Annotated in this window: 16 protein-coding genes; 7 read left to right on the top strand and 9 right to left on the bottom strand. The window is 58.0% G+C overall.

Translation table 11 applies throughout. The features are described 5' to 3' along the window. The first annotated feature begins 9 nt into the window (after positions 1–9). Positions 10–2,307 (top strand): DNA topoisomerase IV subunit A, encoded by a 2,298-nt coding sequence (parC, locus tag DT594_RS08280; protein ID WP_149332249.1) that lies wholly within the window; start codon positions 10–12, stop codon positions 2,305–2,307. Here parC and DT594_RS08275 read toward each other — a convergent pair. Next, a complete protein-coding gene (locus tag DT594_RS08275) occupies positions 2,276–3,934 on the bottom strand; it encodes a hypothetical protein (RefSeq protein WP_149332248.1) in 1,659 nt (552 codons plus the stop codon). The two genes, parC and DT594_RS08275, sit on opposite strands and share 32 nt — an antisense overlap. A gap of 168 nt (positions 3,935–4,102) precedes the next feature. On the opposite strand from DT594_RS08275, the gene serB reads away from it, so the two are divergent. Further along, positions 4,103–5,314 carry a phosphoserine phosphatase SerB gene (gene serB / locus DT594_RS08270; protein ID WP_096348438.1) on the top strand — a complete coding sequence of 404 codons (1,212 nt, stop codon included), beginning with the start codon at positions 4,103–4,105 and terminating at the stop codon, positions 5,312–5,314. 52 nt (positions 5,315–5,366) lie between these two features. Here serB and DT594_RS08265 read toward each other — a convergent pair whose 3' ends face one another. From DT594_RS08265 to epmB, 3 genes are all read right to left on the bottom strand, one after another. After that, a complete protein-coding gene (locus tag DT594_RS08265; RefSeq protein ID WP_149332247.1) occupies positions 5,367–7,436 on the bottom strand; it encodes a GGDEF/EAL domain-containing response regulator in 2,070 nt (689 codons plus the stop codon). A 138-nt stretch (positions 7,437–7,574) separates the two neighbouring features. Further along, complete coding sequence (locus tag DT594_RS08260; protein ID WP_149332246.1) at positions 7,575–9,371, bottom strand: molecular chaperone; 1,797 nt, start codon at positions 9,369–9,371, stop codon at positions 7,575–7,577. 173 nt (positions 9,372–9,544) lie between these two features. Further along, positions 9,545–10,567 carry an EF-P beta-lysylation protein EpmB gene (gene epmB / locus DT594_RS08255; protein ID WP_149332245.1) on the bottom strand — a complete coding sequence of 341 codons (1,023 nt, stop codon included), beginning with the start codon at positions 10,565–10,567 and terminating at the stop codon, positions 9,545–9,547. A gap of 141 nt (positions 10,568–10,708) precedes the next feature. On the opposite strand from epmB, the gene efp reads away from it, so the two are divergent. Together efp and epmA are read left to right on the top strand one after the other, a co-directional pair. Then, positions 10,709–11,275 carry an elongation factor P gene (gene efp, locus DT594_RS08250; protein ID WP_149332244.1) on the top strand — a complete coding sequence of 189 codons (567 nt, stop codon included), beginning with the start codon at positions 10,709–10,711 and terminating at the stop codon, positions 11,273–11,275. A 79-nt stretch (positions 11,276–11,354) separates the two neighbouring features. Beyond that, complete coding sequence (epmA, locus tag DT594_RS08245) at positions 11,355–12,314, top strand: EF-P lysine aminoacylase EpmA (RefSeq protein WP_178091485.1); 960 nt, start codon at positions 11,355–11,357, stop codon at positions 12,312–12,314. Between the two features lie 21 nt (positions 12,315–12,335). On the opposite strand, the gene asd is transcribed toward epmA, so the two are convergent. Genes asd through DT594_RS08230 form a run of 3 tightly spaced genes read right to left on the bottom strand, consistent with a single transcriptional unit; the run spans position 12,336 to position 15,649 of the window. Then, entirely contained in the window at positions 12,336–13,187 is an 852-nt protein-coding gene (asd, locus tag DT594_RS08240; RefSeq protein ID WP_149332242.1) for an archaetidylserine decarboxylase, read from the bottom strand. Positions 13,188–13,196: 9 nt separating this feature from the next. Next, a complete protein-coding gene (locus DT594_RS08235) occupies positions 13,197–14,018 on the bottom strand; it encodes a rhodanese-like domain-containing protein (RefSeq protein ID WP_149332241.1) in 822 nt (273 codons plus the stop codon). A 32-nt stretch (positions 14,019–14,050) separates the two neighbouring features. Next, a complete protein-coding gene (locus DT594_RS08230; RefSeq protein WP_149332240.1) occupies positions 14,051–15,649 on the bottom strand; it encodes a hypothetical protein in 1,599 nt (532 codons plus the stop codon). A 133-nt stretch (positions 15,650–15,782) separates the two neighbouring features. Here DT594_RS08230 and motA point away from each other — a divergent pair, with 133 nt between their 5' ends. Both motA and motB read left to right on the top strand, forming a co-directional pair. Continuing rightward, a complete protein-coding gene (gene motA, locus DT594_RS08225; protein ID WP_149332239.1) occupies positions 15,783–16,637 on the top strand; it encodes a flagellar motor stator protein MotA in 855 nt (284 codons plus the stop codon). A 3-nt stretch (positions 16,638–16,640) separates the two neighbouring features. Then, positions 16,641–17,729 (top strand): flagellar motor protein MotB, encoded by a 1,089-nt coding sequence (motB, locus tag DT594_RS08220; protein WP_149332238.1) that lies wholly within the window; start codon positions 16,641–16,643, stop codon positions 17,727–17,729. A 6-nt stretch (positions 17,730–17,735) separates the two neighbouring features. On the opposite strand, the gene rsgA is transcribed toward motB, so the two are convergent. Next, positions 17,736–18,767 (bottom strand): small ribosomal subunit biogenesis GTPase RsgA, encoded by a 1,032-nt coding sequence (rsgA, locus tag DT594_RS08215; RefSeq protein WP_149332237.1) that lies wholly within the window; start codon positions 18,765–18,767, stop codon positions 17,736–17,738. Between the two features lie 89 nt (positions 18,768–18,856). On the opposite strand from rsgA, the gene orn reads away from it, so the two are divergent. After that, the gene (orn, locus tag DT594_RS08210; protein ID WP_149332236.1) at positions 18,857–19,399 is read left to right on the top strand and encodes an oligoribonuclease; all 543 of its coding nucleotides are present in this window, start codon (positions 18,857–18,859) and stop codon (positions 19,397–19,399) included. On the opposite strand, the gene queG is transcribed toward orn, so the two are convergent. Beyond that, positions 19,396–20,475, bottom strand: a complete 1,080-nt coding sequence (gene queG / locus DT594_RS08205) for a tRNA epoxyqueuosine(34) reductase QueG (protein ID WP_149332235.1) — start codon at positions 20,473–20,475, stop codon at positions 19,396–19,398. The two genes, orn and queG, sit on opposite strands and share 4 nt — an antisense overlap. Between the last annotated feature and the right edge of the window lie 86 nt (positions 20,476–20,561).

Genomic DNA, 20,561 nt, shown 5'->3' with positions numbered 1-20,561 from the left:
AGGATAAGTATGAGCGACAGTCTGGATCTGAGTATGGATGGGGTGGAGCGCCGCGCGCTGTCTGCCTTTACTGAAGAGGCCTATCTCAACTACTCCATGTACGTGATCATGGACCGCGCGCTGCCGCATATCGGCGACGGGCTTAAACCGGTACAGCGGCGCATCATCTATGCGATGAGCGAGCTGGGACTGTCCGCTACCTCCAAGCACAAGAAGTCCGCCAGGACCATTGGCGACGTGCTCGGCAAGTATCATCCACACGGTGATTCAGCTTGTTATGAAGCCATGGTGTTGATGGCGCAGCCGTTTTCCTATCGCTATCCGCTGGTTGACGGTCAGGGCAACTGGGGTGCGCCGGATGATCCCAAGTCCTTCGCGGCCATGCGTTATACCGAAGCGCGTCTGGCCCGTTACAGCGAAGTGCTGCTGGCCGAAGTTGGCCAGGGTACGGTCGACTGGCAACCTAACTTTGATGGCACCATGGATGAACCCATGGTGTTGCCGGCGCGCTTGCCCAACCTGCTGCTGAACGGTACCACGGGCATTGCCGTGGGCATGGCCACCGATATTCCACCGCATAACCTACGTGAAGTGGCTGCCGCCTGTGTACGCCTGCTGGATGATCCGGGCGCTGGGCTGGACGAGCTGATGGAGCATATTCAGGGGCCGGACTATCCCACCGAAGCGGAAATCATCACCCCGCGCAGCGAGCTACTGAAGCTGTATGCCACTGGTAAGGGTTCAGTGCGCAGCCGCGCAGTGTGGGTGCGTGAGGAGGGCGATATCGTAGTGACCGCGCTGCCGCACCAGGTCTCCGGCTCCAAGGTGCTGGAGCAGATTGCAGCGCAGATGCAGGCCAAGAAGCTGCCCATGGTGGCTGATCTGCGTGACGAGTCCGACCATGAAAATCCGACGCGTATTGTCATAGTGCCCCGTTCCAACCGGGTTGATCCGGAAGAGTTGATGCAGCACCTGTTCGCTACGACCGAGCTGGAGCACAGCTACCGGGTCAATATGAACGTGATCGGTACGGATGGCCGTCCGTCCGTCAAGGATTTGCGCGGGTTGATCAGTGAATGGCTGGGCTTTCGGATCTCGACTGTCCGGCGGCGCCTGCAGTATCGGCTGGATAAGGTGCTGGCCCGCCTGCACCTGTTGGAAGGTTTGCAGATTGCCTGGCTGAACCTTGATGAAGTGATTCACATCATCCGTACCGAGGAGCATCCACGGGCCGAGCTGATGTCGCGCTTTGGTCTCAGTGAGCTGCAGGCCGACTATATTCTCGATACGCGCCTGCGTCAGCTGGCGCGTATTGAAGAGATGAAAATCCGCGCCGAGCAGGACCTGCTCGAAGAAGAGCGCGACAAGCTGCAAGCGTTGCTGGGTAGCGAAAAACTGCTGCGCAATCTGGTGCGCGATGAGCTGATCGCCGACGCAGAAACCTACGGTGACGACCGCCGCTCGCCCTTGGTTGAACGCAGCGAAGCGCGTGCGTTGTCCGAAACCGAGCTGTTGCCCTCCGAACCGGTCACTGTGGTGCTCTCGGAGAAAGGCTGGATACGCTGCGCCAAGGGCCATGATGTGGATGGTCGTGCGCTCGCCTACAAGGCCGGTGATGCGTTTCAAGGGCAGGCCAGTGGTCGCTCCAACCAGCAGGTAGTGGTGATCGATTCGACCGGGCGCAGCTATTCGCTGCTGGCGCATACCTTGCCTTCGGCCCGTGGCCAGGGCGAGCCTTTGACCGGTCGCCTCAGTCCCCCGCCGGGTGCCGGCTTCGAAAGTATCCTGATGCCCGACGAGCAGGCCATGTACTTGCTGGCTTCCGACGCAGGCTACGGGTTCGTCGTCCAGGGCAGCGATTTGCTGGCCAAGAACAAGAACGGTAAAGCGTTGATAAGTCTGCCTGAGGGCGGCAAAGTCATTTCGCCTTTGGTGGTCAGCGATCAGAAAACCGATTTGGTAGTGGCGATCTCAAACGAAGGGCGGCTGTTGGTGTTTCCGCTGGCTGATCTGCCCCAGTTGGCTAAAGGCAAGGGCAATAAAATACTCTCGCTACCCTCGGCACGAGTGAAAACCCGTGAGGAGTTTTTGCTGGGTCTGGCGTTGCTATCCGCTGATGCCAATTTGGTGCTGACTGCTGGTAAGCGCACCCTGACGCTCAAGCCGGCTGATCTGGAGCACTACCGTGGTGAGCGTGGCCGGCGTGGCAACAAGTTGCCACGCGGCTTTCAGAAAGTAGATCTGATCAGTGTTGAAGCCGGGCGTAATGCTACGCTCAGCTCTGACGCTGCTGGTAAAAGTGATTGAGCTGTTGCTCAAGCATCGCCTGGTAGGGGTCCTGTAGGCGTTCGATACAGTAGATCCCTGGTTGGCTGGCCAGGCGCCTGACTACTGCGCGCTGACGCAACATGTCGCTGGTGGCGAGGCTGGAGTCCAGCAGCAGCAGGTTACGGCTGTATTGCACCTGCTCTATCAGGGTCTGGCAGGCTGGCTGGTGAGCCAGGTCTTCGGCAGGAACATCCTGCAGGCTCGGCGCGTGACAGAGTGCCAGGTGCAAGTGCAGGGTGATGCCGGTATCAGCGATTTCTACCTGAAGATCATGGCCCAGTACGCGCAACAACTCCCCACAACACAGAGCATGGGTCAGCTCATCCTGGCGGCATTCCCCCGCATTGAACACCACCAGGCTGGTGCCATCGTGCAGAGTCTGAAGGTGCCCGTTATACAGCTCGCAAGCACGACCCAGCTGCTCGCGGTAACGGCCCAGCAGAGCCATCAGGCGAGGCCGGGGCAATCGTCGCAGAGCCTCCTGATTACCCAGACGAATGGCCAGTACCGTGGTTTCCAGCGGGGCTGGAGGTGTTAATGCTACCTCTTCGGTGAGAGCTGCGTCCGCGTGCGCGGCATCGACCGCTTTTTGCGTTGCCGTGGTCGGCGTGGCAGCAAGCTGGTCCTGGCCTTGCTCGTCTTTGCTGTCAGTATCTGACTGACCCTCTTCCTCCGCGACTGCAGGGCTGGAGTGGTCCGTGGGGTCTGGCGTCAGCAGGTGCGCGCCGAGTTCTTCAGGCAGGCGCGCCTCCGCAGGATTGATTGATTCGGACGTGTCCAAATTCAGATCAGGCTCGCTCGCAGTTGTTTGCACAAAGGGCGTTGGGTTCTCCAGCTGCGGCTCAGGCACGCTCAATGCGTCAGCATCGCTGCTACCGGCCTCAATACCGTCCGACTCGGCTGCGGTTACGTCCTGCAGCGCGGGGTCTTCGTAGCGTCTTCCCAATTGTCTCGCCAGATCACCCAGCTCGTCGCGTCTGTGCTGGCCTGGGGCTGGTGAATCAGCCTGCCATTCACCAAGCTGTTGCAGCACCCGGCGCATATTTCCCGCCATGCGCCAGGCGATAAAGCCCACGCCGAGTGCCAGCAGCAAGGCGGCCCACGCCAGTTGCCGCAACACGCCGTTTACCGGTGCCATAAAAGGTTCGGACGCCAGGCTAAGCTGCACCTGACCGGCCAATGTGTCCTGAATACGCACCGCAGCGTTGAACTGACCTTGCCCAGGCGCCATACGCGTGGCGCTGACGCGATCGCCGGCTTCGGCAATCATGCGGTTTTCCGTGGTGAACACCCGGGTATGCGCCACCAGCGGATTCTGTTGCCACTGTGCCAGCATGATATTCAGGCTCAATTGATCACCCGCTGCCAACGGTTCAGCTATCGCAGCGGCGATTTGACTCGCCAGCGCTTCACCGATCGCGTCCGCCTGCCGGGCGGTGCTTTGTTTCAACTCGCCAAAAGCGAGTATCCCCATCCATAACACCAATAGCGCCAACGGTAGTATGGAGAGCATCAGCAGTTTGCCCGTGAGCTTGACGCTGTGCTGGCGCCAGGCGCCATAACTGCGCAGGAACAGGTTTTCGGAGGGGGGAGGGGTCGGGTTCAAAGTGGGACTCGGTCAGTGGAATGGAGCAGAATCGTGCTATGAATAGATTCTCTGCGCAGTATAGCCATTCCGACCTGAGGGCAAAAGGCTGCATCTGTGAGCGACCGGGCAATTACAGGTAGAATAGTCGGCCACATGCGCACACATCTCTAGATTGGAGAGGCCCCTTTGAAGGAAATTGTTCTGATCAACATCACCGGCCCGGATCGGCCCGGTTTGACAGCGGCCATTACCGGCATTCTGGCCAGAGCAGAAGTGAATATTCTGGATATCGGCCAGGCGGTTATCCACGATACCTTATCCTTCGGGATTCTGGTCGAGATGGCTGGCGAGGCGGGGATGGCTGATGTGCTCAAGGATGTTCTGTTCCGCGGTTATGAGCTTGATCAGCAAGTACGCTTTACGCCAGTCAGCGCAGATGAATACAGTCGCTGGGTAACCGGGCAGGGCAAGCCACGGCATATTGTCACCTTGTTGGCACGCCGGGTAACCGCTGAGCATATCGCCCAGGTCAGCGAAATTACAGCCCGCTACGGTTTGAACATTGATCACATTGACCGCCTGTCCGGGCGCATTCCCGAGGGCTTGCCGGCGGATCAAGGTAAGGGCTGTATCGAATTTTCGGTGCGTGGGGAGCCCTCTGACCCGGGCACGCTACGCGCTGAATTTCTGACCATCGCTCAGCAGCTGAATGTGGATATTGCCTTTCAGCAAGACAGTATTTTCCGCCGCAACCGCCGGTTGGTCGTGTTTGACATGGACTCGACCTTGATTGATGCAGAGGTAATTGACGAGCTGGCCAAGGCCGCAGGTGTGGGTGAGCAAGTGTCGGAGATCACCGAGCGCGCTATGCGCGGTGAGCTGGACTTCAAAGCCAGTTTCCGCGAGCGCATGGCGCTGCTGAAGGGGCTGCCGGTATCGGTACTGGAAGAGATTGGTGCGTCCCTGAGGCTGACCGAAGGGGCGGAAACGCTGATCAGCCAGCTCAGACGCCTGGGTTACAAAACCGCTATTCTGTCTGGTGGCTTCAGTTATTTTGCCGAGCAATTGCAAGCACGGCTGGGCATCGATTATGTGTATGCCAATGCGTTGCCGGTCAAGGATGGACTGGTCACCGGTGAAGTGCTGGAGCCGATTGTTGATGGCCAGCGCAAGGCCGATTTGCTGCGTGAGCTGGCCGAGCGCGAAGGAATCAGTCTGGAGCAGACAATTGCCGTCGGTGACGGCGCTAATGATCTGCCGATGTTGTCAATCGCCGGGCTGGGCGTCGCGTTCAGAGCCAAGCCATTGGTCAAGCAATCGGCAAAGCAGGCCATCTCGACCCTGGGCCTGGATGGCATTCTCTATCTGCTGGGGTTTCGGGATCGCGAAGGTTTCTGAACGCGCTTGGCAGAATGGGCTGAGCGCCGCCCATTCTGCCAAGCTAGCAGAGTTATTCCGCAGAAAAGTCGTAATTCATGCTGTCGCTGGGCGACTGCAAATAATGCCCCTGGATATAATTGACCCCGGCTTGCCATAAGGTCGGCATCATGGTCGCGCTGTCGACATAGGGCACGATGGTCAGTTTGCCCTGGGCATGTAAGGTAGTGACCATACCCTTGAGCGTATTTACCGCTTCCGCGTCGGCAAGATCACGGCTGAACGAGCCATCGATCTTGATGAAGTCCACGTGCAGATGCTTGAGCGCGGCATAGGGGTTCAATGCGCAACCGAAGTGGCTGAGCGACACCTTGCAATGCAGCTTGTGCAGCGACTCGGTCAATGTCTTGGCCTGCTTCATATAAGCGTTGGCATCGGCATCGTTGAACTGGAAAATCAGGCTGTCAGGTGGCAGTCGGCTTTCTTTCAGCTGGCCGGCGACCCATTGCACCAGTTCTGCGTCCTGCAGGCTGGCACTGCTCAGGTTGAGCAGCAAGCGTGTATCGGTGCCCTTGGCGCGGTGGTTGGCAAGGATCTTGATTGCCTGAGTTACGACCCAACGATCAATCTCGATAGCCAGTCCGGCTTCCTGTGCGGCAGGTAAGAAATCGGCAGCAGGCACTTCTTCGCCCTGGCTGTTGATCAGTCGCAAATAGGTTTCATAGTGCTCGGAGTTATCGCCTCTGAGGCTGATCACCGGTTGGAACAGCAGTTTAAAGCCGTTGGTTTCCAGCGTGTGCTTGACCAGCGCGATCAGGTTGCCGCGGTTGGCCTGATGCGCCAGTTCTTCGAGCGGATTGAATATTCGAATGGCGTTACCGCCCGCCTGGCTGATTTGATCGGCAAGACGGTGGGCGCGGTCGATGGCTTCTTCCGGCTTGGGGCTGGTCTCGCTGATCGCGGATATACCCATGCTGACGGTAATCTGGACGGTCCGGCCGTTAGCTTCAAAGAGCGTGGCTTCGATTTTCCTGCGCAAATCGTCCAGCATCGGATTAACCGCTTCCGGCTCCTGGCTTGCCAGCAGAATGCTGCAGGCGTCGTCGCTGAAGCGGGCGAGCAGTGTGTTCTCCGGGAAAGCCTGACGTAGCATCTGGGCAAGGTCGCTGAGAATAAGATCAGAGCCGCCAATCCCCACGTCACTCTGTACACCGTTGAAGTTGTCGATGCTCAGGTAAACCAGGCTGCTGGCTTGGCCCAGATGCACTGCCTGTTCGCTGACTTTGCCCAACTGCTCCTGAAAATAGGAGCGGTTGTACAAACCTGTGACAAGGTCCTGGCTGGCCATGACCTTGAGCTTCTCTTCAAACTCGGCACTGGCCGTTTCAACGCGGATGACGACCTGCGTGCATGGCTCACCATCATAGCTGGCCGGGGTGAAGGTCAGCATGATGGGGAATTCTTTGCCATCAATGTCGATACCGCTGCAGCGCATTTCGTTCTTGCCGCCCTGATCGCTGTAGCTGCGCAGGAAGGTCTTGAAAGCGGCTTGATCCTTGGCTGCGATCAAACCCACCATGGGTTCGGCGGCGAGATCGTCTGGATCTTCATAGCCAAACAGTCTGATATAGGAGCGGTTGGCGTAAATATGCATGCCATCGTGGACATAGGCGATCGAATCAACTGAGCTGTCGAGCAAGAGTTGGCAGCGCTTTTCAGCCTCCCGCAGACTTTGTTCTGCAATGCGCAGTTGCCGGCGCGCCTCCAGGCTGGCCAATTCGCGTTTGACTACGATGGTCAGTAGCGCTTCTGCGGAGTCGGGAATGACATCACGCATGCCAGAGCGCATGCCGAGGGTGCGTTCCTGGTCACCCGCTTCGGGGCTTAACAATATGAAGGGAATGTCTCTGGATTGTCGCGCTATCAGCTCGCAGGCTTCGGTGGCGCTCATAAAGCTGGTTTCTGGCACAGCCAGGCACAGATCCCAGGTTTGCTGCAGGCATTCCTGAAGATCTTCCACGGAGGTAATCCGGTGCGCACGGGTAGCATGTCCGGCATTGCGCAGTAGGCTGACGAGGTACTCAGCGTCGTTCTGCGAATCTTCGAGGATCAGTAGTCGGATTGCGCTTGAGTCTGTGCCCATGGTCTTCCAGATTTAAACGGCCAGTTTTACCGGCTCACATTGGATAAGAAAATCCGGATAAGAACCCCCAGCGACCATCAGCCGCAGGGGCATGGAGCCTTCTGCATCAGGTCCGGATCAATCCGTAAAAACCTGAATTTACAGAGACTTCCATAGTGAGTCAAAGTCATCCTCGGCACCGGTATTCAAAGATGTGCTGCCGGTCTCGGATTTCGTCTGCTGCTCATTCAGTGGCTCCAGCAGCTTGTATTCAAACTGACTGAAGCTGCCCGTAGCGGCAACGCGGTCAGTGAGATGGGCACGCAGCTCACGGTTGCCCTGCATGATCATGACCTTGCTGTTGACCTGAAAAGGCATGCGCGGCGTGATCAACGTCGACGGCCGGTCTATGGCAGCGACCTCGGGTAGTATCAGCCCGCGCAGATAAGTGCTGGGCTGTTCGGTCTTGCGCATCAGCTTGACCGCGCAAGGGGTGCAGTGCGGCGCCACCAGCTCAATACCCATCTGGGTGCCGCCGCCGCGCACCTGGCGTATCCAGCGCACTACGGCCAGGCTCCAGTCCTGTTCGTTCTCTTCCTGAATGCCCAGCAGCTCGCCCGCCTGCAGTTGCTTGGGCACGTCCTTTGGCCAGGTCAGACAGAAACCACCGGGACTGTGATTAATGATCGGCAGCGTGTGTATCGGAAAACTGTCGTCGTTCTCTTCCAGATTGGTATCGCCGGGCAAGCTGTTGTAATTAATCTGTTCGACAGCGCCGGGGCTCCAGTCCAGGGACTTGGGTTCACCATCGAACGCGCCGTTCCATCCGCCCTTGTGACGTTCACGCTGCGCGGCGTCGGAGAACGGGTTGGTATCCTTCTCGTCGGCATCGATAAAACTGGAAAACGGCACGCGGGCGATACGGAAGTGCGTGGCACTCATGCCGATACTGAGTTTGAGAATGCCTCTGCCTGGTACTCGGTTGAAAGTGCGCTCTGCGAGGTCGCCCCAGGATTGGCTGACATGCTGCAGCAACTCGACCCCGAAACCCTCAGGGATCTTCAGGTTGCCGCGACTTTCGCCGCCGTTGAGCATGTATTCCTTGATACCGTCGACCAGGTCCTGGGTGCTGAGGCCCAGACTGTTGGTTAAATCTTCTTCGCGGATCAGAGAGCGGTAACGGGGCGGGCAGTCCATCGCCGGGTTGATGATGAACAGTGCACGGGCGTCGGTTGGTTCAACCAGCACGGCCATGCGCGACCAGTCCTCAAGGGTGACGAACAACCGACCCATCGCGCTCTGGCGCATTTGATTCGGCCGTGCCGAGCCCATCAGCAATGCGATCAGGTAGCATTGCTCGATGCTCAGGGGTTTTCCCCCCTGGCTTTCATTGTCGTTGATCGGTTGTTGGTGCAGGCCGCGTTTGCGTGCCAATTGATACAACTGGTGCAACTCCAGCCACACGCCGTCGGCCACCGGGCAGTAAAGCTGGAAGGCGCGCAGCAATGGCCCGCACAGGCCTCGCATCGCGCGCTGTATGGCCAGGCCGACCAGCGCCGAGTGATCACGGGATTTGATCGTACGCTCCTGGGCAACAACGATCTTGTAGCCGTTGGCCAGGTGATTCTGTAGCGACTGTGAAAGATTGGCGACCTTGCGCGGCTTGTCCTCAAGAACGATCGACTGTCCAAGATAATATTTGGACAGTGCACTGCACACGTAATGAACTTCGGGGCGGATGCGTTCGAGAATCGCCAGGCGCTTGTCCGCAGCGATATCCAGCTGATTGATTTCGATAAGGCCCTGATATAACTGACGCGCAGTCTCACCGATGTTGGCCTTGGGTAAATTGGCCAGCCATTGAACGATGCCTTTTTCACTGCCCTCGGCAAAGCTCAACGATTTGAGTGTCTGCTGAGGTATCCGCAAATTCAATTTTTGCGTTGTGCTATCCATAACAGTCTTATCCAATACAAGCGGTTCAGGCCAAGTCCCGATGCGTTGAGAACGGGTTCTCCAGGACGCCAGTGCGTCACAACACTCTAGCAGCAAAGTCGGCCAGGCGCTAAAGAGGCTCAGCGCGGTCGATATAGGCCACTATCTAGCAGATTACGCTATTTCAGTTGACGCTATTCAATCAGTTCTACTGGTAAAGGTGATTTTCCGGCGCACCCGGCTGTTTCGCGCACCAGGCGGGGAACCAGGAATCCTGGAAGCTTGCTCAGCATCTGGCCAACCAGCCGCTGAGCTTGCTGGTCGTCAACATGGAAATGCTGGGCGCCTTTTACGTGGTCCAGTACGTGCAGATAATAGGGCAAAACGCCATGGTCGCCTAGCTTTTCGCTGAGCTCCAGTTGTTGTTGGAGTTGATCATTCACGCCCTTGAGCAGCACCGACTGATTAAGCAATGTCATCCCTGCGGCACGCAGCCGCTGTATGGCTGCGCCAAGATGCTGATCAATTTCATTGGCATGATTGCAGTGCAGAACCATGGTGACCGGTAAGCGGGTAGCGCAGAGGGCATCTATCAATCCGCCCGTGACTCGTTGGGGAATGACCACAGGTAAGCGTGTGTGAATACGCAACCGGCGAATATGTTTTATATCGGCAATTTCTCGAGTCAGCCAGGCCAGCCGTCGATCATTGGCTGCCAGCGGGTCGCCACCGCTGTAAATGACTTCACTCAGGCTGGTATCCGAGCGGATGTAGTCCAGTGCCTGCTGCCACTCGGCGGTGCTCAAGTTGTTGTCTTCGTAGGGGAAGTGGCGGCGAAAACAGTAACGGCAATTAATCGCGCAGCCACCGCTAACTATTAATAGCAGGCGCCCATGGTACTTGTGAATAATGCCTGGCCGCGCATTGGTCTGCTGCTCGCCGAGGGGGTCGAGTTGATAGCCAGGCTGAGCCAGCAGCTCCTCACCAACGGGCAGCACCTGGCGTAATAGTGGGTCATGCACGTCACCAGGCTGCATGCGCGCAAGGTAAGGTTCGGGCACGCGCAGAGCAAAATCAGCGCTGGCCAACATTGCCGGACCCAGCAGGGCAGGGTCGAGGTTGAGCCGCTCCAGCAAGGTGCGAGGGTCAGTAATGCTGGAGGCCAGCAGACTTTGCCAGCTGTCGGACTCAACAGAGGCTAAAGATCCATGTATCATTGGCGTTTTCCGCGCTTGGGTGGCAAGGCATCCGTCGGACGTTATTGCTGACGTCTGGCTGTCACCGGGATTTATCCCGGTCTGACGCTTCTGTTCAGCGCGTTATCGGATGTTTCCGTTCAAACTGTCAGTGGGAAGTGTATGGCCAATTATTCTACCAACGAATTCAAGCCCGGTCTCAAGGTGATGCTCGATGGCGATCCTTGCTCCATTCTGGAAAACGAGTATGTCAAGCCGGGTAAAGGTCAGGCATTCAACCGAGTCAAGGTCCGCAACCTGAAGACCGGCCGGGTCAACGAGCGTACCTTCAAGTCGGGCGATAGCCTGGAAGGCGCGGATGTCATGGATCGCGAGATGGAATATCTCTATGCCGACGGTGAATTCTGGCATTTCATGGCCACCGACGGTTCGTTCGAGCAGGTAGCGGCGGACGAGAAAGCGGTCAGCGACGCGAAGAACTGGTTGAAGGAACAAGTGATCTATCAGGTTACTTTGTTCAACGGCGCGCCGATTGCAGTTGGTGCTCCCAATTTTGTTGAGTTGGAAGTGGTTGAAACTGATCCGGGTGTGCGCGGTGACACGTCCGGTGGTGGTACCAAGCCAGCCAAGCTGACGACTGGTGCGGTGGTCAAGGTGCCATTGTTCATCAACGTCGGCGATGTACTGAAAGTAGATACTCGCAGCGCCGAGTATGTGGGCCGCGCTTGAGTGCTTGAGGCACCGGCAAGCACGTACTGATCAACCGGGGCCTAGCCCCGGTTTTTCTTTTCTGGTTGGAGAGTAAGTGATGCAGGATTGGCAGCCTTCCGCGTCGATTGACGCATTGCGCGCACGCGCCGGGATAATAGGACAGGTTCGTCAGTTTTTTGCCGAGCGCAACGTGCTGGAAGTGGAGACGCCCTGTCTGTCCGCCGCTGCGGTCAGTGATCCTCAGCTGCACCCCTTCGCCACCGACTATATTGCCGACGGCGATCAGGCTGCGCAGCGGCTGTATTTGCATACTTCACCGGAGTACCCGATGAAGCGCCTGCTGGCCGCTGGCAGTGGCTGTATCTGGCAGCTGTGCAAGGTGTTTCGTAATGGCGAGACGGGCGGCCGCCATAATCCCGAGTTCAGCATGCTCGAATGGTACCGCGTGGGCTTTGATCACCATCAGTTGATGGATGAAGTGGAAGCCCTGGTGGTCGGGATTCTCGGCTGCGTTGCAGCGCGGCGTGTTACCTATGCGAGCTTGTTTGCCGAACATCTGGCATTGGATATTCATCAATGCAGCGATGCCGATCTTGCCCAGCAGGGGCGCAATCGGTGTGGCTTTAGCGGAGAAATGCCGCGCGATGGCTGGCTCAACCTGTTGTTCTCGCATTGTATCGAGCCCGCCTTGCAAGCTCCGACCCTGGTCTACGCCTTTCCAGCATCACAGGCAGCCTTGGCGCGGGTTGTGGACGGCGACGATGCAGTGCCAAGCGCTGCGCGCTTCGAGTTATTTGTGAAGGGGATGGAGCTGGCCAACGGCTATTTTGAATTGACTGACGCAAAGGAGCAGGGCCGGCGTTTTGCTGCCGACCAGTGCGAGCGCACGGCAATGGGCAAGGCCGCACTGCCGGTGGATACGCGTCTGGTTGATGCGTTGAATGCCGGCCTGCCGCCCTGCGCGGGCGTTGCCTTAGGGTTGGACCGTCTGGTTATGCTGGCGCTGGGAGCGCCGCGCATTGAGCAGGTAATCGCTTTCAATTTTGCGCGGGCTTGAGCTTAGGCCTCAGGTCGGCGTTCAGTCCAGAAGTTTGCCCAGAGCTTGCCCCATGCTGACCGCGGAACCTGCGCACATCGCCGGGTCCCAGGCGGCATGGCCAGGGCCGAAGAGAACAATCGCGGTTGAGCCGAGTTTAAAGCGGCCCATCTCCGCACCGCGCTCCAAGGCAGGCGCTGCTTGCCCATAGCGCTCGGATTTCAGTTGCCGGGTTGGCGGGGCGACGAGCCCGGCCCATACCGTTTCCACCGAGGCAACGATCATCGCCCCTACCAGCACTACCGCCATAGGCCCATGGCTGGTGTCGAACAGGCAGACAACCCGCTCGTTACGAGCGAATAGCTCGGGCACATTCTCGGCCGTCGCCTGGTTTACTGAAAACAGCTTCCCCGGAACGTAGACCATATCGGTCAGGGTGCCGCCAGTTGGCATATGGACGCGGTGATAGTCTTTGGGTGACAGATACACAGTGGCAAACTCGCCACCCTGGAACAGGGCAGCATGCTCCGCGTGCCCACCCAGCAGTTCAAGCACACTGAAACTCTGACCTTTGGCCTGGAATATCCGGCCGTGCTCAATTTTGCCAAGCTGGCTAATGGTGCCGTCCGCAGGGCAAAGAATGCTGTCCGCCTCTGGATCCAGCGGTCTTGCGCCCGGCTTGAGAGCACGGGTAAAAAAGTCGTTGAAGCAGGCAAAAGCGGTAGGGTCGGTTTGTTCTGCTTCACGCATGTCCACGTCGTAACGCTTAACGAACCAGGTGATAAAGGGGTTTTTCACCCAAGCCCAGGTGCAATTAGCCAGACACCCCGCAAGACGGGAAATCAGATGTTGCGGTAATAGGTACTGAGTTATGATAAACAGGCGCTCGCGCATGCAGGGTCCTTAAAGTTCAACAGGTGTGTCAGAGCGGTTGCCCCATTCGGACCAGGAGCCGGCATAGGCTCTGACCCGAGGGTAACCGAGTATTTTTGCCGCCAGGTAAGTGAAGCCTGAGCGGTGGTGCGTTTGGCAATGGGTGATGATGTCCTTGTCCGGAGCGATGCCCAGACGCTGCAGTTCTTCCTTTAGATCGGTGCGCAACCGCAGACCGCGCTCGGTATCCATGCCGGCAGTCCACTCGAAGTTGATCGCGCCGGGCACGTGACCGCCGCGAGCAGCAAATACCTTCTCGCCGCGGTACTCGGCGGGGGAGCGGGCGTCCCAAACTACCAGATCCGGTTGGTCCAGGCTGCTCATTAGTTCAGCAGCGCTGATGCTTACCTCAGGGTGGAGCGTCAACTGTGGTTCGGTCGGGGGCGCAAGATGGGGTTCTGATTCTGTCTGCAGACCGTCCTGTTGCCACGCTTTCAGCCCGCCATTCAGGTAGCTGTAGCGGGTGTGACCAATGCTGTCGAGCATCCAGATGAAACGTCCCGCCCAGCCCCCGCCTTCGTCATCATAAACAACGTAATGCAGGTCGGGGCGGTGCCCCAGCTCGCCGAACAATTGGACCAAGTGAGGCATTTCGGGCAGCAGGCCGGGGCGCGGAGCCGGGGAACTGGTGCGCGCCGGGGGCAGATGAACGGCGCCCGGTAAATGGGCTTTGAGATATTGCTCTGGGCTGGACAGGTCTACTAGCCGCAGATTGTTGCTCAATTGAGCGGATTCAAGCGCGGCGGCCAAAGCCTGCGGCTCAATCAGCAAGGGTAATGCGGGTAATGGCATTGAGGGTCTCCGTTGATCCCGGCTATTGGGTGTCAGGCTTTGGATTGGAAGTTCATTAATGCCCGGTAAATGCACTCGGCAGTCTTCAGCAGTGCTTTGCGCTGTTTCTCATTCGATAAATCTTCCTGCTGCAGCCCTTGGACGCCCAGCAGGGCAATCACCTGCCCACTGTGCTGCAAGGGCAGAAGTTGTGCGCATTGGTCACCCAGCAGTGATTTCACGGTCGCTGGAATCAGGGCGCTGTCACGCTTCAGGCTTTGGGCGTTTACATTATGCAGGGTATGAGTCTTAAGCCACTGGCCCCACTGGGTAGCGCGGCAGTTGCCCAGCGCAAGCCCCTGAATGGCTGAAGGGGAATTAAACCCGGCGCTGGCGCCGACAATCAGCTGTTTCTGTTTGCCATTATACAGGGCTATCCAGCAGTGATTCAGGCCCAATCCCTGATTAAGCGCCCGTATGGCGCTGTGCAACAGGTCGCTCAGACTGGCGAATGAACCACTTTGCCCCAGCAGCTTCAGACATTGCTCTCGCCATATCGCCGGATCGGGCGGGTTGGTCTGCTCCTGCACATCGCCCGCGCTGTCGCTCGGGCCGGCGGAGTGAGTTGGCGTCGGCAAGTTCACGCGTTTGCGGCTGCGGGTTTCCCAGATCAAGGCCTGGGCAGGAAGCCATACGTCTGGATCATCATGCCGTCCCTGACTGCGCGCACTTTCTACGGCATTCATATGGCTGGCGCTCTGGGCCTCGGCCAGTGTACAGCCAAGGTAGAGCGCGGTCAGTTGCTGCCAGCGTCCGGTATGTCTGGCGTCCCAGTCATGATGCGCACCCAGCGCGATACCGTTGGCCATCAGCAAGCTGTTAGCTGGCATGGTCAGCCAGCGTGACAAGCCGCGATCATCATCCAGCAGCGCCTGTTGTTGTTGTGGGTGAGTTGAGTCACGCGCGATATGCAGAGCCTTGACCATCACCCGCCGGCTGCTGCTCAGTGACCGGTAGCCTTGCAAAATCCATGGTGGCAACCACCAGTCTTCTGCCAGATGCTGAATCAGGCCCATGATATGACTGCTGTCGAGCAACCAGGGTTTGATCTGGGCATCAGCCGGTTCGCGTTCCAGGTGCCGAGCATCCCATACCTGAAACAGCTCCGGGCGGTGGTAAATGAGCACCCAGCATGGGGCGAGGAACAACAGACTGGCCAGCGAGACTTCGTGCCATAGGCGGGCCATTCTATTGGCAAATAACCCCTGGGCCTGGATCAGGGCATGTTCACTGATGCTCAGCATTTGCCGGTAAGCAAGCGGCATCTGCTCTCTTTCGACGATGGGTAAGCTGCGCAGCAAGTTGCCCAGACGCAGAGTGCCAAGCATGTTGCAGGCCTGTTCAAGCGTAAGGATGTCGATATCCTTGGTCCGCGCCATATCACCCGCTACTCTGCATATCTGCAGCGCCGCAGCCGGCACGCGGAGCAATTCACGGGTCAGATCAGTAATGCCCATGAGTTCATTGTCGAGTAGGCTGGTCAGGCGCAGGCACTGATTTTTTTCGATTGGCAGCACAAAGCTGTTCAGGCTTTGCCGGAGGCTGCCGATATCAGCTTGTACGATCAGTTTACGTTCTTGTTCTGTGCTCATAAGGTATGCGGCTTATAATGAGTCAATCGACGGCCCAAGGCTGATATGACTATAACGTGATCAAGATTATTTTGCTGCCCGATGGCTGATTTGCTTGGCGGCGACTTTTACTCTCAGGGGACTAGACCGGTTTATGCTGAAAATTGCTGGCTTTTTGGTGGTTATCTGCAGCGTGCTGGGCGGCTTTGTGATGTCCGGCGGGCAGCTAGCGGCGCTCTGGCATCCGTTTGAAATACTGATTATCGGAGGTGCAGCTATCGGTGCCTTCCTGGTCGCCAACCCCATGACCACGGTAAAAAAGGCAGCGGGTAGTGCGCCGAAGATCATATTTGGCCATCGGTTTGGCAAGCCGTTCTATCTGGATGTGCTGGGCGTGCTCTATGAAGTGCTCAATAAGAGCCGTCGCGAGGGGATGATGTCGATCGAGGCCGACATCGAAGAGCCGGCAGAAAGTCCGATTTTTAGCAAATATCCAGCAATTCTCAAAGATAAGCATATGACAGAGTTCATTTGCGATTATCTGCGGATCATGTCGACCGGCAATATGGCGCCGCACGAGCTTGAGGCGTTGTTCGATGTAGAGATATCCAGTCTCACGGAAGAATTGCACGAGCCATCCCATGCGGTCACCCGCGTGGCAGACGGGTTGCCCGCGTTCGGTATTGTTGCAGCGGTACTCGGCATCGTGATCACCATGGGTATTCTCGGCGATGCCGAAAACGCCGAGATTGGCGAGAAGGTAGCAACGGCTCTGGTAGGCACGCTGCTGGGTATTCTCGCCGCCTATGGTTTTGTCGGACCTTTTGCCGCTGCAATGGGCCATGAGGCGCACGAGGAGGCCAATACCTACGAGGCGATCAAGATGTGCCTGGTGGCCAGCGCCCAGGGGCTGCCCCCGGCATTGGCTGTAGAATTCGGGCGCAAGGCCCTGTTGCCGGAGCATCGGCCCAGCTTTCTGGAGCTGGAAGAGTCGGTCAAGGGACGCTGACCGGTGGATAATAATCAACCGATTATAGTCAAACGCATTAGCCGCAAGGGTGACGGCCACCATGGCGGCGCCTGGAAAATTGCCTTCGCCGACTTTGCCGTGGCGATGATGGCTTTCTTTCTGGTCATGTGGCTGCTGTCCACTGCCACGCCAGAACAGCTGAAGATGATCTCGGGTTACTTCAATGACCCGGTGGGCTTTTCCGAGGGCGGTAGCCCCTTTGCGATTGATCTGGGCGGCACGCCTACGGTCGCTCCTGACCGCACATTGAACGACAGCGAAGAGATTGAAAGCGATGTCGATGACAGCCAGCCTCTGCCCACGGACGCTGAGAGCATAAAAACCCTGGCCGAGCAGGTCGAGAAACTGGAACTCGACATGCTGCTGCAGGAGCTGCAGAACAAGATTGACGTCGAGCCAGTGCTGCAGCGCTTCAAGGACCAGATACTGCTGGAGATTACCCAGGACGGTTTACGGATCCAGATTGTTGATGCAGAAAATCGTCCGATGTTTGCCAGCGGCAGCGCCCAGTTGCAGCCGTATTTTGAAGAGATTTTGCTGGCGTTGAGCGATACCATCGCTGTGGTACCGAAGAAAATCAGCGTGGGCGGTCATACTGATGCGCAGCCGTTCGTGGGCCGGCGAGGGTACGGTAATTGGGAGCTTTCCACGGAACGGGCCAATGCGGCACGGCGCACCCTGCTAGTCGCGGGGTATCCCGAGAATCAGTTGGCGCGGGTAGTCGGTTACGCCGACTCGGCGCTGTTTGATCGGAATCAGCCATTGAACCCGATCAATCGACGCATTGATATTGTCGTACTGAACAAACAGGCCGAGGAAAAAATTCTTAATGCCAGTGGGAACAATGACGAGCAGGTAGAGGTGGATTCGTCGCCGGTACCGCTGGATTCGAATGTGCCCCCGGATTCTCCGGGTTCACAAGGGCAGGAGACGGCTCCAGTCGAATCGGCTCAGCCGACGGATTCGCCAGCGGAGCCAACCTCCGGGGCTACTCCGTCAGATAGCACCCCGCAGCGACCGGCCAATCTGTTTGACGACATCAATGCGCTTGAGCCGCTGCGCAACCAGTAGGCCGAATTAATAGCTGGCGGGGCCAATGCTGGAGAGAATATGCCGATAACTGCTGATGCGGCTGGCTGAAATGTTGCCGCTTTCCACTGCACCCAACAACGCGCAGCCGGGTTCGTGTAGATGCTGGCAATCACGAAAGCGGCAATGACCAAGATACGGTCGAAACTCGACAAAACCCTCAAGCAGGTCGTCATGACTGATATGCGTCAGCCCGAATTCGCGGATGCCGGGCGAATCGATCAGGTCGCCGCCGTCGGGGAAGTGAAAGAGTTTGGCCGTGGTGGTGGTATGCGTGCCCTGGCCGCTGGATTCCGACAGGGCGCCAACGCGCAGATCGATTCCTGGCAACAAGGCGTTGATCAGAGACGATTTACCCACCCCGGACTGGCCAACGAATACGCTGATGTGATCGCGCAGTGCCGCGCGCAACTGGTCCAGGCCGCTGCCTGAACTGGCTGAGAGCTCCAGCACCTGATAGCCCAGACGCGCGTAGACATCCAGCCAGGTGCGGATCTGCGCGTATTCGCCTTGCGCCAGCAAATCAGCCTTGTTGAGAATCAGCAGCGGCTCAAGCCCGGATTGCTCGGCGGCCACCAGGTAGCGATCAATCAGCGTGGTGTAGGGCGTCGGCAGGGGGGCGAATACAATCACCAGGCGTTCGACATTCGCCGCTACTGGCTTGAGCTGGCCGCGGTGGTCGGGGCGGCTGAGTTCGGATTGGCGCGGCAGTTGCGCGACAATCACGCCGCCGTTCTGATTGTCCGCGCGCCAGATAACCCGGTCACCCGTGACCATCGCCGGCAGATTGGCGCGCAAATGGCAGCGTCTGATCAGGCCGGCCTCGCTCCCTTCAGTGGTTTCAACGTCCACCTGCACACCGAAGTGCGCGATTACCAGGCCTTGCTGCTCGGGGCCGAGGTCGCCGCCGATCAGGCTTTCCTCGGCCATGTCGGCGCGCTTGCTGGCGCGCACGGCGCGCTCGTCCTGAATTTTCTGGATACGCCAATTCTGACGTCGGGTAAGGTGTCGCTTTGCCATGGGGATGCTGTTCCTGGAAGTTGCGCGAGTGTATCACGCGCCGCGTATACTGATCGCCACACCATTAACCGAACAAGCACGGAGCTAGCATGCCTAATCCCGAGAATTTGATCTGGATCGATCTGGAAATGACCGGTCTGGACCCGGATAACGACGTGATCATCGAAATTGCCACCGTGGTCACGGATTCCCAGCTCAATGTGCTGGCTGAAGGCCCGGTGATGGCAGTGAAACAAGCCGACGCGCTGTTGCAGGGTATGGACGAGTGGAACACCCGTCAGCATGGTCAGTCGGGTCTGACTCAGCGGGTGCGTGACAGCCAGACTAATGCTGATGAGGCGCAGCGGCAGACGCTGGAGTTCCTTGAACAATGGGTCCCTGCCGGCAAGTCTCCGATGTGCGGCAACAGCATCTGCCAGGATCGGCGCTTTCTCTATCGCGGTATGCCCGAGCTGGAAGTGTATTTCCACTACCGCAATCTGGATGTCTCGACTCTGAAAGAGCTGGTCGCGCGCTGGGCGCCAGAGCTCAAAAGCGGTTTCAAAAAACGTGGCAGCCACTTGGCGCTGGATGATATTTACGACTCGATTGCGGAACTGAAATATTACCGCGAGCATTTCATTAAATATTAAGTTTCAGCGGTAATCCCGTGGCGCTCAAGTGCCCAGATCACGTGTTCGCGGACCAGCTCCGAGGGGTGCGAAAGGCGATCTTTGAGCGCTTCGATTACCGGTATGCTGCTGCTGGCGTTACCCAGTCCAACGGCCAGATTGCGCAACCAGCGCTCATGACCGATGCGGCGGATGGGCGAGCCTTCGGTATTCTGTAAAAAGGTCTGTTCGTCCCAGCGAAACAGGCTGACCAGTGAGGCTTGGTCCAGATCATGGCGCGGGCTGAAATCAGCTTCTCTGGTCGGTTTGGCGAAGCGATTCCACGGGCATACCAGTTGGCAATCGTCACAGCCGAATACCCGATTGCCCATCATCGGCCGCAGGTCCTCAGGTATTGCGCCTTTCAACTCGATGGTCAGGTAGGAAATGCAGCGCCGCGCATCAAGTACCTGTGGGCCAACAAAGGCATTGGTTGGGCATTTATCCAGGCAGGCGGTACAGCGGCCGCAATGTTCGTCCTCATAGGGGTTGTCCGGCGGCAGCGGCAAATCGGTGAAAAGCTCGCCGAGAAAGAAGTAACTGCCCGCCTGCCGGTTGAGCAACATGGTGTTCTTGCCAATCCACCCAAGCCCTGCCTGGGTGGCCAGGCCTCGCTCCATGACCGGGGCGCTGTCAACAAAGGCGCGGTAGCCGAACGGCCCGATCAACGCTTGAATCTGTTCCGCCAACTGCTGCAGACGGCGGCGCATCAGCTTGTGATAGTCACGGCCCAGAGCGTAACGCGAGATGTAGGCGGTATCCGGCTGGCCCAGTCGCTTGGCCATCGCGCTATCGGCCGGTAAATAGTCCATGCGTACGGAAATCACCCGCTGCGTGCCCGGAACCAGTTCAGCCGGGTGCGTCCGCTTGGTGCCGTGGCTGGCCATCCACTGCATTTCCCCCTGATAGCCGGCATCCAGCCAGCGCTTCAGGTGAGCTTCGTGCGGGCCGGTGGCGGCATCGCTGATCCCCAGCTGCTGAAAGCCCAGCGCCAACCCCAGCTGGCGAATCTGCTCGGCCAGTTGTGTCAGGTCGGATGTGCTGTGGGGGACGGGCATGGTTTATTAATTCACTGTTGGTTGAAGTCATTAGGGTAAAAGGCGGCAGGTCTCTATAATTGTGCCAGACAACGCGACAGGTAGCA

Source organism: Halopseudomonas laoshanensis (assembly GCF_008365385.1).
Classification (GTDB): domain Bacteria; phylum Pseudomonadota; class Gammaproteobacteria; order Pseudomonadales; family Pseudomonadaceae; genus Halopseudomonas; species Halopseudomonas laoshanensis.
Note: the sequence above shows the minus strand (reverse complement) of the source record. Positions and strands in the feature narration are given on the sequence as shown.

Bases quoted from the DNA above. Each gene is read 5' to 3' on its own strand.
- parC (WP_149332249.1), top strand. From the start codon at position 10: ATGAGCGACAGTCTGGATCTGAGTATGGATGGGGTGGAGCGCCGCGCG.
- DT594_RS08265 (WP_149332247.1), bottom strand. From the start codon at position 7,436: ATGGGCACAGACTCAAGCGCAATCCGACTACTGATCCTCGAAGATTCG.
- DT594_RS08260 (WP_149332246.1), bottom strand. From the start codon at position 9,371: ATGGATAGCACAACGCAAAAATTGAATTTGCGGATACCTCAGCAGACA.
- epmB (WP_149332245.1), bottom strand. From the start codon at position 10,567: ATGATACATGGATCTTTAGCCTCTGTTGAGTCCGACAGCTGGCAAAGT.
- efp (WP_149332244.1), top strand. From the start codon at position 10,709: ATGGCCAATTATTCTACCAACGAATTCAAGCCCGGTCTCAAGGTGATG.
- epmA (WP_178091485.1), top strand. From the start codon at position 11,355: ATGCAGGATTGGCAGCCTTCCGCGTCGATTGACGCATTGCGCGCACGC.
- asd (WP_149332242.1), bottom strand. From the start codon at position 13,187: ATGCGCGAGCGCCTGTTTATCATAACTCAGTACCTATTACCGCAACAT.
- DT594_RS08235 (WP_149332241.1), bottom strand. From the start codon at position 14,018: ATGCCATTACCCGCATTACCCTTGCTGATTGAGCCGCAGGCTTTGGCC.
- DT594_RS08230 (WP_149332240.1), bottom strand. From the start codon at position 15,649: ATGAGCACAGAACAAGAACGTAAACTGATCGTACAAGCTGATATCGGC.
- motA (WP_149332239.1), top strand. From the start codon at position 15,783: ATGCTGAAAATTGCTGGCTTTTTGGTGGTTATCTGCAGCGTGCTGGGC.
- rsgA (WP_149332237.1), bottom strand. From the start codon at position 18,767: ATGGCAAAGCGACACCTTACCCGACGTCAGAATTGGCGTATCCAGAAA.
- orn (WP_149332236.1), top strand. From the start codon at position 18,857: ATGCCTAATCCCGAGAATTTGATCTGGATCGATCTGGAAATGACCGGT.
- queG (WP_149332235.1), bottom strand. From the start codon at position 20,475: ATGCCCGTCCCCCACAGCACATCCGACCTGACACAACTGGCCGAGCAG.